Annotated in this window: 13 protein-coding genes; 7 read left to right on the plus strand and 6 right to left on the minus strand. The window is 71.5% G+C overall.

Annotated features, from left to right (window positions below; all coding sequences use genetic code 11):
- The first annotated feature begins 91 nt into the window (after positions 1-91).
- Positions 92-1,060, plus strand: coding sequence for an aminoglycoside phosphotransferase family protein (locus ACWGI2_RS00745; protein ID WP_453692805.1), 969 nt, complete (start codon positions 92-94; stop codon positions 1,058-1,060).
- A gap of 86 nt (positions 1,061-1,146) precedes the next feature.
- Here the strand turns inward: ACWGI2_RS00745 and ACWGI2_RS00750 are convergent, their stop codons facing one another.
- The 4 genes from ACWGI2_RS00750 to ACWGI2_RS00765 all read right to left on the minus strand — a co-directional run bounded on the left by ACWGI2_RS00750 (position 1,147) and on the right by ACWGI2_RS00765 (position 5,479).
- The gene (locus ACWGI2_RS00750; RefSeq protein WP_453692807.1) at positions 1,147-3,168 is read right to left on the minus strand and encodes an ABC transporter permease; all 2,022 of its coding nucleotides are present in this window, start codon (positions 3,166-3,168) and stop codon (positions 1,147-1,149) included.
- A gap of 124 nt (positions 3,169-3,292) precedes the next feature.
- Positions 3,293-4,129, minus strand: a complete 837-nt coding sequence (modA, locus tag ACWGI2_RS00755; RefSeq protein WP_453692809.1) for a molybdate ABC transporter substrate-binding protein — start codon at positions 4,127-4,129, stop codon at positions 3,293-3,295.
- 18 nt (positions 4,130-4,147) lie between these two features.
- Positions 4,148-4,555, minus strand: coding sequence for a TOBE domain-containing protein (locus tag ACWGI2_RS00760; RefSeq protein ID WP_160507704.1), 408 nt, complete (start codon positions 4,553-4,555; stop codon positions 4,148-4,150).
- An 87-nt stretch (positions 4,556-4,642) separates the two neighbouring features.
- Positions 4,643-5,479, minus strand: coding sequence for an arylamine N-acetyltransferase family protein (locus ACWGI2_RS00765; RefSeq protein ID WP_453692811.1), 837 nt, complete (start codon positions 5,477-5,479; stop codon positions 4,643-4,645).
- A gap of 156 nt (positions 5,480-5,635) precedes the next feature.
- On the opposite strand from ACWGI2_RS00765, the gene fes reads away from it, so the two are divergent.
- The 5 genes from fes (at position 5,636) to ACWGI2_RS00790 (ending at position 9,647) form a co-directional block, all read left to right on the plus strand.
- Positions 5,636-6,868 carry an enterochelin esterase gene (gene fes, locus ACWGI2_RS00770; RefSeq protein WP_453692813.1) on the plus strand — a complete coding sequence of 411 codons (1,233 nt, stop codon included), beginning with the start codon at positions 5,636-5,638 and terminating at the stop codon, positions 6,866-6,868.
- Positions 6,869-6,986: 118 nt separating this feature from the next.
- Positions 6,987-7,367: a cell division protein SepF gene (locus ACWGI2_RS00775; RefSeq protein ID WP_160507707.1), complete on the plus strand. Its 381-nt coding sequence runs from the start codon at positions 6,987-6,989 to the stop codon at positions 7,365-7,367.
- A gap of 124 nt (positions 7,368-7,491) precedes the next feature.
- Complete coding sequence (locus ACWGI2_RS00780) at positions 7,492-8,658, plus strand: AAA family ATPase (RefSeq protein WP_453692815.1); 1,167 nt, start codon at positions 7,492-7,494, stop codon at positions 8,656-8,658.
- Complete coding sequence (locus ACWGI2_RS00785) at positions 8,655-8,978, plus strand: MazG-like family protein (protein ID WP_160507709.1); 324 nt, start codon at positions 8,655-8,657, stop codon at positions 8,976-8,978. The genes ACWGI2_RS00780 and ACWGI2_RS00785 overlap by 4 nt, the downstream gene beginning before the upstream one ends.
- A gap of 186 nt (positions 8,979-9,164) precedes the next feature.
- Complete coding sequence (locus ACWGI2_RS00790) at positions 9,165-9,647, plus strand: DUF6099 family protein (RefSeq protein WP_453694611.1); 483 nt, start codon at positions 9,165-9,167, stop codon at positions 9,645-9,647.
- Positions 9,648-9,712: 65 nt separating this feature from the next.
- Here the strand turns inward: ACWGI2_RS00790 and ACWGI2_RS00795 are convergent, their stop codons facing one another.
- Together ACWGI2_RS00795 and ACWGI2_RS00800 are read right to left on the minus strand one after the other, a co-directional pair.
- Positions 9,713-9,937, minus strand: a complete 225-nt coding sequence (locus tag ACWGI2_RS00795; RefSeq protein WP_453692817.1) for a hypothetical protein — start codon at positions 9,935-9,937, stop codon at positions 9,713-9,715.
- A gap of 273 nt (positions 9,938-10,210) precedes the next feature.
- Entirely contained in the window at positions 10,211-11,134 is a 924-nt protein-coding gene (locus ACWGI2_RS00800; RefSeq protein WP_453692819.1) for an LLM class F420-dependent oxidoreductase, read from the minus strand.
- A 178-nt stretch (positions 11,135-11,312) separates the two neighbouring features.
- Between ACWGI2_RS00800 and ACWGI2_RS00805 the strand changes: the two genes are divergently transcribed.
- Entirely contained in the window at positions 11,313-11,765 is a 453-nt protein-coding gene (locus tag ACWGI2_RS00805) for a cold-shock protein (RefSeq protein ID WP_453393936.1), read from the plus strand.
- Positions 11,766-11,885 lie beyond the last annotated feature (120 nt).

Genomic DNA, 11,885 nt, shown 5'->3' on the forward strand with positions numbered 1-11,885 from the left:
GCGGTGATCACTGTTGACTGAAGTCGTTCCAATCGCTCGACAACTCGATAATTCGTTGCACGGCACGATCGCGTGAGGCGAAGATCCCCGTATGGTTCCGACTCCTCCTGAGGGTCCAACTCCTCCTGCGGTTCCGACCCCTCCCATCGTTCCGGCTGCTCCTGACGGCCGCGCCGGCATCGACGCCGCCCTGGTGAAGCGTCTGGTCGCCGCGCAGTTCCCGCAGTGGCGCGACCTGCCCGTCAGGCCGGTGGAGGTCGACGGCTGGGACAACCGCACGTACCGCCTGGGCGACGCCCTGACGGCCCGGCTGCCCACCGCCCCCGGTTATGTCCCCGCGGTGGCCAAGGAGAACGAATGGCTGCCCCGGCTCGCGCCGTCCCTGCCGTACGCCGTCCCGCGGGTCCTGGGCGAGGGCGTCCCGGGCGAGGGCTACCCCTTCCCTTGGTCCGTCCGCGGCTGGCTCGACGGTGAGACGGCCGCTCGCGGACACATCGACGACATGGCGCAGTTCGCGGCCTCCGTGGCCGAGTTCATCCTCGCCCTCCAGCGCTGCGACACCACTGGAGGTCCGCTCGCGGGTGAGCACAGCTGGTACCGAGGGGCGTCCCCGGCGTACTACGACGAGGAGACCCGGCGGTGCCTCGCCGCGCTCGACGGCCGTGTCGACACGGCCGGGGCGGCGGCCGTCTGGGATGCCGCCATCGCCGCGGAGTCGGAATGGCACGGGGCGCCCGTGTGGTTCCACGGCGACATCGCGTCGGGCAACCTCCTTGTCGCCGACGGCAAGTTGACCGCTGTCATCGACTTCGGCACGTCGGGCGTCGGGGACCCGGCCTGCGATCTGGTGATCGCGTGGGGGATGTTCTCGGGTGAGAGCCGGGAGGTGTTCCGGCGCGCGGTCGGCCAGGACGAGGGCACCTGGGCGCGGGCCCGCGGCTGGCTGCTGTGGAAGTGCCTGCTGACCCTGAGCGGTTACATCGACTCCGATCCGGTACGGGCGGCCGTCGACCAGCGGCTGATCGCCGACGTCCTGGCCGACCACGAGCTCTTCGGCTGACGTCGCGCGCGCGGCCCGCACGTCTCAGACGTGGCGCGCGCGGCCCGCACGTCTCAGAATTCTGAAGCGCACGCGGCCCGCACGTCTCAGGTGGGCACGACCGTCGCCTCCGTCGCCTTCACGCTGGTCCACACCGACGTCCCGTCGGCGAGGCCGAGTTCGGCGGCCGCCTGCGGGGTGATCTCGGCCACCAGGTCGGGGGCCTGCGGCGAGGTGATCAGGAGGCGGAGCCGGCTGCCGCTGGTGGTGATCTCGCGGATGGTGCCCGGCCAGACGTTGCGGGGGCTGCCGGTGGGCCTGTCGCGGTGGACGGAGACCGCCTCCGGGGCGATGATCGCCAGCGCCTCGGTGCCCGGCGGGAGCGGGTCCGCGATCACGAGGGTCCCGCCGCCGGGCAGGGCGAGCCCCTCGGGCCCCGCGGTGCCGGGCCAGGCGTTGCGGCCCAGCATCCTGGCCACCCACGGAGAGCGGGGGTGCCGGGTCACCTCGGCGGGCGCCTCGTCCTGGAGGGCGAGCCCCTGGTCGAGTACGAGAACCCGGTCGGCGAGGGAGACGGCCTCGACGGGGTCGTGCGTGACGATCAGGCAGACGCCGCCGAAGGTGTCCAGGTGCGTACGCAGGGTGTGGCGCACGTGGGCCCGGGTCGTCTGGTCGAGCGCGGCGAGCGGTTCGTCAAGGAGGAGCAGCCGGGGGCGGGCCGCCAACGCCCGTGCGAGCGCCACCCGTTGGGCCTGACCGCCGGAGAGCTGGGCCGGTCGGCGGTGCGCGAGGTGGCCGACGCCGAGCCGGTCGAGCCACTCCTGCGCGCGCCGCCGGGCCTCGGCCCGCGGGACACCCAGCGCACGCGGCCCGTACGCCGTGTTGGCGAGGGCGCTCATGTGCGGGAACAGGGCGCCGTCCTGCGGGACCCAGGCGACGTGGCGCCGGTGCGGAGGCAGGCCGGTGACGTCGGTGTCGCCGAGCCGGAGTTCGGCGTGGGCGCGCGGGGTGAGGCCGAGAAGTGCGCGCAGCAGCGTGGTCTTGCCCGCGCCGTTGGGCCCGACGACGGCGATGGTGGTGCCCGGTTCGGCGTCCAGGGTGAGCTGGTTGAAGCCGGTGACGTCGGCGTGCAGGGACCAGCGCTCCGAGGGCGGCGCGGGCTCGGCGGCTCCGTACTTACCCGCGCCGTACGCACCCGCAGCGGACTCACCCGCGCCGTGCTCACCCGCGCCGTACTCACCCGCGCCGGACTCGGGAAGCGAGGGCGAAACCGCCTCGTCCGGTAGCCGCTCGGCCCGCACCGGCCGCCCCTGGTCCCGCCCGCCCGGAGCGCTCATCCAGCGGCCGCGCAGCGCGACGAGCACCGCCATGGCGATGGCGAGCAGCAGCAGCGACACGGACGTCGCGGCCTCGGGGGAGTCCTGGAGCAGCAGGTACACCTGGAGGGGCAGGGTCTGTGTGGTGCCGGGGAGGTTGCCCGCGAAGGTGATGGTCGCGCCGAACTCACCCAGGGCCCGCGCCCAGGTCAGGGCCGCTCCGGCGATGAGCCCGGGGGCGACCATGGGCAGCGTGACCGTACAGAACACCCGTACCGGAGAAGCCCCCAGGGACGCCGCGGTCTCCTCGTAACGGGGGCGGAGACCGCCGAGCGCGCCTTCGAGACTGATGACGAGGAACGGCATCGCCACGAAGGTCGCCGCGATCACCGCGCCGGACGTCTGGAACGGCAGGGTGATCCCGAACGTGTCCTCAAGCCAGGGGCCGAGCAGTCCGCGCCGCCCGAAGGCGAGCAGCAGGGCGACGCCGCCCACGGTGGGCGGAAGCACCATCGGCAGCAGCACGAGGGAACGTACGACCGCCTTGCCGGGAAAGTCGACGCGGGCGAGCAGCCAGGCCAGCGGCACCCCGAGCAGTAGGGAGAGGCCAAGCGCCCAGAAGGAGACGACCAGGGAGAGCTGTAGCGCCTCGGTCGTTCCTTCGGTGGTCAGATGGGCCCCGAGCTCGCCCCACTCCGTACGGACGAGGATCCCGAGCAGCGGCAGCGTCAGGAACGCGATGGCGAGCAGCGCGGGGATCGCGAGGGCGATCGGGGTGCGGGGGCCGGTGGTGCGGCCGCGCAGGCGTTTCATCGTGGTCCCTGGGGTGCGCGCGGGGTGGTTCGCGAGGTGAGGGGGCGTACGGGGCGTTCCGGGGGACGGCCCGGAGTGCCCCGACCGGGGAGGCGGTCGGCCCCCTCACCTCGGCGTGTGCGGGCTACGGCTTCTCGAAGCCCGCGTCCTGGAGGATCTTCTGCGCTGCGGGCGTGGACAGCCACTTCACGAAGGCGTTCGCGGCCTCCGCGTGCTTCGACGTCTTCAAGGTGGCCGCAGGGTACTCGGCGATCGCGTTCTGGCTGTCGGGGATCTTGACCGCGTCGACCTTCTTGGGGGAGGTGGCGGCGTCGGTCTTGTAGACGAGCCCGGCGTCCGCCTCGCCCAGTTCGACCTTGCTCAGGACCGCGCGGACGTTGGGCTCCTGCGAGACCGGCTTCACGTCGATCTTCTGGTCGTCCAGGATCTGCTTGCTGTAGCGGCCGACCGGCACCTCGGGCGCGGCGAGCACGACCTTCAGCTTGCTGTCGTTGCTGCCGGAGAGGTCCTTCAGCGCGGCGACCTTCTTCGGATTGCCCTCGCCGACCGCGATGACCAGGCGGTTCTTGGCGATGACGGACGGCTTCCCGGTGTCGGCCTTCAGCCCGTCCATGGTCTTGGTGTCGGCGGTGACCAGGGCGTCGGCCGGGGCGCCCTGCTTGACCTGCGCGGCCAGCTCCTGGGAACCGGCGAAGGAGAAGTTGACCTTCGTCCCCGGGTTCTCCTTCTCGTACGCGGCGCCCGCGGTCTCGAAGACGTCGGTCAGGGAAGAGGCGGCGAGCACCGTCAGGTCGGCCTTCGGGGCGGCGGCGCCCGCGGGCTGCTTGCCGGTGTCGTCCTTGCTGTCGTCGTTGCCGCAGGCGGCGAGCGGGACGAGCAGGGCGGCCGTGAGCACGGCGGCGGCGGTGCGGCGTCGGGCCGGGGTGGTGCGGCGTCGGGCGGGGGCGAGAGGGAGGGACATGAGCGTGGAACTCCTAGGTCAGGTGCGGTCGATGTGGACGCTGGTGGACTTCACGCGGGCGGTTGCCTGCATGCCGACCTCCAGGCCCAACTCCTCCACGGCCTCTCGGGTCAGGAGGGAGACGAGCCGGTGCGGACCTGCCTGGATCTCGACCTGGGCCGCGACGTCGCCGAGCTTCACGGCGGTGACGATGCCGGGAAAGGCGTTGCGGGCGGAGGTGTAGGGGACGTCGTCCTCGCTGTTGCCCCCCTGTGCCTGCCCCTGCGCGACCTCGACGGAGAACGCGGCGAGATCGCGGCCGTCGATGAGCCGACGGCCGCCTTCGTCCCGGTGGGTGGCGACCCGTCCGGCGTCCGCCCAGCGACGAGCGGTGTCGGGGCTGACGCCGAGCAGGCGTGCCGCCTGTCCGATGGTGTAGGACTGCATGCGCGAAACGATATGCCGCTTCACCTGGCATTTACAACACTTCTGGGTCTTTCTCCATGGCAGATGCCACCCCCCTTGGAGGAAAGGTCAAGAGGTGGCGCCTGCCCCGAAGACCACGGTCTCCTTCACCTGCGGCACCTGCTCCAGGGTGATGCCGAAGTGCGTGGCGTACGCGTCGAGCACCTCGGCGTCCGTGGCCAGTTCGGTGGTGTGGCGCTCGCCGCCCGTCGTCGTGGTGAGGGTGCGGCCGCTGAGGGTGATCCGCCCGGTCCCGGTGAGCATCGAGCAGACCAGTGACCGAGTGAAGTGGGACCGGGGCGAGGTGCGGTGCCACCAGGCGCCGGACGTGAAGTCGCCGAGGGCGCGCGGGCGTCGGTCGATCACGTACTGCGCCTTGCCGTCCCTGCTGACGTCCAGATCGCGCTCGGACAGATCGCCCTCGGACAGATCCCCCGCAGGGGTCTCGTCGATACGGAAGGTGCCGCCGGGGTCCGGCTGGTCGCCGCGTTCGCCGAGGGCCAGCGGAAAGTGGCTGTGGGTGCCGAAGCCGACGTCCGCGAGCCAGTCGCCGCCGTCGGAGGTGCGCACGTGCAGGGCCAGGTGGTCGTACGGGATTCCCGGTTGCCCTGCGGCGTCGTACACACGGGCCTGTAGCAGGGTGACCTCGAAGCCGAGCGCGGTGAGCAGCGCGGCGAAGGACCCGTTGAGTTCGTAGCAGAACCCGCCGCGGCGGGCGCCGACGACCTTGGCTACCAAGGAGTCCTCGGTGAGTTCGATGTTCTCGCCGAGGTGGATCGAGAGGTTCTCGAAGGGGACGGCGCGCAGGTGGGCGAGGTGCAGGTCGTGCAGGGCCCGCGTGGTGGGAGCGGCGGGACGCTCGGCGCCGATGCGACGCAGGTAGTCCTCTGTCTGATCAAAATCCATGGCCAGATTCTTACGCCTCGTCCATCGTGCGCCTCGGCCATCGTGGGCCTGGACTTTTCCGCGACTGCTGTGACTTAGGTTAGGCTTAGCTAAGTTGATGTTGTTGTGTGCTGGACCAGGAAGGCGGGGAACGATGCGGGTCCTCTTCGTGTGCGGATGAGTGTCACCACGGGGGTGCTCGCGGCCGACGCGGCGCCCCGCAGGATCGCGGGCGCCGTGCCTCGCGTCGAGCGCGTGGCCGCCCGCGCCGCCGACGCCACCGAAGCTGAACGTGCCGTCATCCTGGAGGAGTTCTGGGCGGATGCCGCCCGCCGCGGCACCCCCCAGATCGAGGCGCTCGACGGCGACCCCGACCACTGCGCCGTGACGTTCCTCTGGCGCGGCCACCGTGCGACCCGGCAGGTCCTCCTGCTCGCCGAGGGCATCGCGGACCGCGCCGACCTCGCGGCATCCCGGCTCAGCCCGCTGCCCGGCACGGACATCTGGCACCTCACCTACCGGCTGCGCGCCGACCACCGCGGCTCGTACCGCATGGCCGCCGACATCTCGCCGGGCGAACCGCCCGCCTCCGCCGAACTCCTCCAGCGGCGGCTGCTCTCCCTGTCCGCGCACGCCGCGCCCGACCCGCTCAACCACCTCCGGATGCGCGGCCGTTGGCCGGACCACGACACCTCCGTCATCGAACTTCCGCAGGCGCCCGGACGGCCATGGGGCGAGCGGCGCGCGGGAGCGCCCCGGGGTCGGGTCGAGCGGCACCGGCTGCCCGCCGGGGTGCTCGGTGCCGAGCGGGACGTGTGGGCGTACCTCCCGCCCGGTGGCAGGGTGGCCGAGCTGCCGGTGCTCGTGCTGAACGACGGCGACATGTGGTTCGGGCGGCTGGCCTTCCAGGACACGCTGGACGCCCTCATCGCCGACGGAGCCGTGCCGCCGCTCGCGGTCCTCGCCCCGGACGCCGTCGACAGGGCCACGCGCAGCCGGGAGCTGAGCGCGCACGACAGCCATGTGCGCTTCCTCGCCGACGAACTGCTGCCGTGGGCGGCCGGCCGCTGGCCCCTCACCACCGACCCCGCGCGCACACTCGTCGCGGGCCAGGGCCTCGCCGGACTGACCTCCCTGTACGCGGGTCTCCGGCGGCCGGAACGGTTCGGCAACGTCCTGGCCCAGTCCGTCCCCGTCTCGCGCCTCGAAGCAGGCGACTTCCGGCCCGTCACCGTGCGCCTCGACGTCGGACTGCGTGAGGAGGCGATTCTCGGCCACCATCGCGATCTGTACGAGATCCTGCGCTCGCGCGGCTGCCCGGTGACCCTGAACGAGTACAACGGCGGTCATGACTGGGCCTGTTGGCGCGCCTGCCTCACTGAAGGGCTTGTGGGACTCCTGGGACACTGACCCGCCGGCCCTGGCACACTGGTCCGCCCACCCCGTGTCGCTGTTGGGCTGAACGGGTGAGGTCGCGTAAGAATGAGCCAGTGCAGATATCGAGTGCGAGCCAGGACGGGGTGGAGCGTTGAACAGCCACGACGTCACCGATGAACAGTGGGAAGGGCTCGCCCAGGTCGTACCGCTGCGCAGCCGCAACGAATGGCCGTCCTGGCCCGGCCACCGCGCGATGCCCGACGCGGAGACCGAGGCGCGGCGGCGTTTTGTGGTGATGCGGGTGAACATTTTCGCGGACGCCCGCGAGGTCGCCGAGACCGTGATGGCGCAGATTCCGGTCCTCCTCGACCTGACCGGGGCGGAGACGGAAGTCGCCAAGCGCGTCCTGGACTTCAGCAGCGGCGTGGTCCTCGGCCTCGGCTGCGGAATGCACCGCGTCGACAAGAACGTCTTCCTGCTCGCGCCGCCCGGCACCGAGGTGCAGGGGCTCGTCGCGGCCGCGCAGTCGTAGGCGGTGCGGGAGTAGCTCCTCTGGGAATCCGGGAACCCCCGAGAACCCCCGGGAATCCCTCATTCGTAGGAAGGTCACTTGGGCGGAACGGTTCACCAGATCCGTCGCCGCCTACCGTCCGGACATGACTGTGCACCTCCCGGAGCCGGGCGCCGGGCCACCACCGGGTCCGGACCGGAGCCGCGTCACCGAACTGCGGCTCTCGGCTTACGCCTCGCACCGGGGCGCCGTGTTCCCGCTCGGTCCGCTGACCCTCGTCGCGGGGCCGAGCGGGAGCGGCAAGTCCACCGCGCTCGCCGCGTACGAGGCGCTGGCGAGGCTCGGCGCGGGCGAGGAACTCGTCGACGTCTTCGCCGATCCCGTGGCCTGCGTGCCCGATCGCGCCCGCGGTGACGAGCAGCGGCGGCGCGGGTTCCGCATCGGCTGCACGGTCGACGGCCCCGTCGGAGCGGTGCGGCTCGACGTCGCCGTACAGGCCGAGCCCGAACTGCGCGTCGTGGGTGAGCGGCTGACCCGGGGCGGGCTCATCCTCCTGGAGACGGCGTTACGCGACCCAGGGCGGCGCACGGTGCAGGCCGCCTGGCACACGGCGGGCATGACGCCGGTGACGCGCGGCCCCCTGCCGGACGACCGGCTCGGCACGGCGCTGCTCCCGCTGCGCGTCGCGGGCAAGACCGCGGGACAGCGCCTGGTGCTCGCCGCGGCCGAGCAGGTCGTGGTCGCGTTGCGCTCGGTGTTCCCGTGCGCTCCCCGGCCTGGGCTCATGCGGCTGCCCGTGCCCCCTGGACTGATCGGCGCGGGGCGCCTGTTGACCGGCTGCGACAACGTCGCCGAGGTCCTTCTCCGTACGAGGGAGGAGTGCGGCCACCGTCATGCGCGTCTGGTGGCCGCGGTGCGGGCGGGGTGTGCGGGGCCGGTCGCCGACGTGTTCGCGGAGGTGGCCGATGACGGGTCGGTCCAGGCGCTCATCGACCGGGGCGGCGGGATCAGATCGCCCGTCGGGCGGCTCGGGGACGGCGAGTTGAGGTATCTGGCGCTCGCCCTGGTGCTGCTCACCGGACCCGGAGTGCTGGAGGTCGACCCGGTGGCCGAGGTGCCGTCGGCCTACCAGAACCTCACCGTGCTCGCCGACGGCCTCGACCACTTCCTCGACCCGCGACAGAAACGCGCACTCGCCGAACTGGCGGCGGACACCTGCCAACGCGGCCACATCCGCCTGGTCGGGACGGTGAGCGACGCGTCGTGGGCCGCCCAGGTGGGCGGGGCCGCGATGGTAGACCTGGGGTCGTGACTGAACTTGATGTAGCGGGACTGCAGCGCAGGCTGGCCGACTTCGCGGCGAAGCGGGACTGGGAGCAGTACCACACGCCGAAGAACCTGGCCGCCGCGCTGAGCGTGGAGGCGTCCGAACTGGTGGAGATCTTCCAGTGGTTGACCCCCGACGAGTCGGCACGGGTGATGGACGACCCGGACTCGGCGCATCGGGTGACGGACGAGGTCGCCGACGTGCTCGCCTACCTGCTGCAGTTCTGCGAGGTGCTCGGCATCGACGCGCTTGCGGCGCTGGCCGCGAAGATCGACCGGAACGAACAGCGCTTTCCGGCGAAGTGAGTTCGGGGAACCTCTTGTCCGTAGATTCGTCACTCTCCGGAGTGGACACGTTGTCCACAGTCGATAGCTTGTCCACAGATTTCCGAGTTGCTCTGGCTTTTCGTCCCGCTGGCGCTCACTCTAGGTAGTGGGCAAGGGAGTTCGGGCGACGTGCGACGGTTGCGCGCGGGATGGATGGGGGTGCGCATGGAGGCAATGCGGCTCATCGAGGCGAGCAGGCACGCTCTGGCGCGGAGCCAGGAGCCGTCGGACATCGTTGCCGAGGTGTGGCAGTCCCAGGCCCTCGCGCAGGCGATCGGCAGCCGGTTCGCGATTGCGGGACCTCCGGAGTTACGGGGCGAGGCGCTAGGCCTGAGCGAGGTCGGCGGCAGAGGCTGCGGGGCTCTGACCACCCCGGGCCTCGGGATGGAGGGGATACGGGCCTCGCGGTTGACAGGCATCGGCCAGGTGTACGAGGTGCTGCGAGGGCTCGACGAACTGCTCGGCGAGGTCGGCATCGCGCTGGTCGCCGTGGCCATGGGCGCTGACGACGAGGGGGTGTACTGGCAGTGCATGGAAGCGATCGACGCCGCCGACGAGTCGAGGGACCGGGTGCTCGAAATGCTGCGCAGACTCGCGGTGCGCGAACAGAGCCTGCCCGAGCCCGACTCGGCGGCGGGGACGCCATGATCGGGCGCTGTGCCGGGGGCCGTGGACAGCCGGGTGGCACAGGCGCCGGGGGAGTGCCGGCGCCGTCAGAAGCGGGTGGGCTCGTCGCCGGCGGAGGGACGAGGGGCGGGGGTGGCGGTGTCGGCGGCCGTCGTGGACTGCTGCAGATCCGCGTCGAGCTGAGTCAGATCCGCGTTGAGCGCGGCCATCAGCTCCTCCATCTGCTGGAGCAGGCCCTTGGGTGGGCCCTTCTGCTCGGGCACGGACGGTTCGCGCGCGGCCTCCTGCTCGGGTACGGCTTCCTGGGACATGGCGGCCTCCTCGGCCCTCGCCCTCCCGGTGCTGGAGGGCAGCTGATGCAAGCGACGCACCAGCAGCGGCCGCCGGCGCGGGTGCCGGGCGGTCCGGCTCCGCCCGAGCCAACGATCACCTGCGGCGGCGGGTCACTGGGGCGGAGCCGCACCGGATGCCGGGTTGACGGAATTTCACCCGGCCGGGGCGGCGCGGGACCGACTCCACCGGGGTCGGCCCCACCGGGGGCGGTTGCGTCGCCGTCAGGTAAGCGGCAGCCAGCCCAACTGCCGTCAGCTCAGCTGCGACATGACCTGCGAGGAGATCAGCTCCAGGTGGTCGAGGTCGTCCAGGTCGAGGATCTGGAGGTACATGCGCTGCGAGCCGACGGCCTGGTAAGCGGCGATCCTCTCGACGACCTCCGCGGGGGAGCCGGCGAGTCCGTTCGCCTTCAGGTCCTCCACCTCGCGCCCGATCGCGTCGGCACGGCGCTTCACCTCCGCGTCCGTCTTGCCGACGCAGGCCACCAGGGCGTTGGAGTAGGTGAGGTCGTCGCCCTTGCGGCCGACCTCCTCCGCGGCGGCGCGCACGCGCTTGAACTGCTGCTCGGTATCGGAAAGAGAGGCAAAGGGAATGTTGAACTCGCTCGCGTAGCGGGCCGCGAGGGCGGGCGTCCGCTTGGCGCCGTGCCCACCGATGAGGACGGGCACCTTGGGCTGCGCGGGCTTGGGAAGGGCGGGGGAATCGGAGAGTTGGTAGTAGGTGCCGTCAAAGGTGAAGCGTTCACCGACCGGGGTCTCCCACAGGCCGGTGACAATGGCGAGTTGCTCTTCCAGGCGCCCGAACTTCTCCTTTGGGAAGGGAATTCCGTACGCGGAGTGCTCCGCCTCGTACCACCCCGAGCCGAGGCCGAGTTCGATGCGGCCGCCCGACATCTGGTCGACCTGCGCGACCTGGATCGCGAGGACGCCGGGCAGCCGGAAGGTGCCTGCGGTCATCAGGGTGCCGAGCCGGATCCGCTGGGTCTCACGGGCGAGGCCGGCGAGGGTGATCCAGGCGTCCGTGGGGCCGGGAAGGCCGTCGGAGGAGCCCATCACGAGATAGTGGTCGGAGCGGAAGAAGGCGCTGTAGCCGAGGTCCTCGGTGGCCTTGGCGACGCGGAGGAGCGTCTCGTAGGTCGCACCCTGCTGCGGTTCGGTGAAGATTCGAAGGTCCATGCAGCTATCTTGCCCGGATGCCGGATCCAGTTTCAGTCCCGCGCAGGCCGTGTTGCCGCCGCTCGCGGTCGGGACGCGAGGGGCCGCTCGGCCGTGCGGTGCCGGGGTCCGGAGGTTAGGCTTCGGCACTGGCTGTCCGGGCGAGGGGCCCGGAGATGGTGTAGGGGTAGGGGTCGAGATGGTTGCTGGCAGGGTTGTCCGGTTCGACGGCGCGCGGGGGTACGGGTTCATCGCCCCGGAGCATGGTGGGGAAGACGTGTTCCTGCACGCCAACGACCTGCTGATTCCGGAGCCTCTGGTGTATACGGGGGCGCGGGTCGAGTTCGAGATCGAGGAGGGCGAGCGCGGCCCCAAGGCATCGTCCGTCCGTCTCCCCAAGGGTGCGCAGGCGCCGACGGCACCGCCGTTCGCGGGCGGCAGGGCTCAGGTGCCTCCGTCGATCCAGGCGTCCGCCGCGGGGTTCGACGACGGTGAGGAGCCCACCTGCGATGTGCTCAGCGTCGCGGAGTACTCGTTCGAGGTGACCGAGCTGCTGCTCGGCGCGGCTCCGTGGATGACCGGTGAGCAGATCAAGCAGCTCCGCGAGCAACTGGTGCAACACGGCAAGAGCCACGGCTGGGTTGAGGGCTGAGCCGGATCCCGGGGAGACCCAGAGGGAGATCCAGGGGGAGCGAAAACCCCTGAGTGACTCAGGGGTGTTCGCTGTACGGTCTAAAGGCGCGCTGGAGCCGCAACCGTAAGTTTCCGCAGT

This window comes from Streptomyces sp. NPDC054866 (assembly GCF_053610745.1).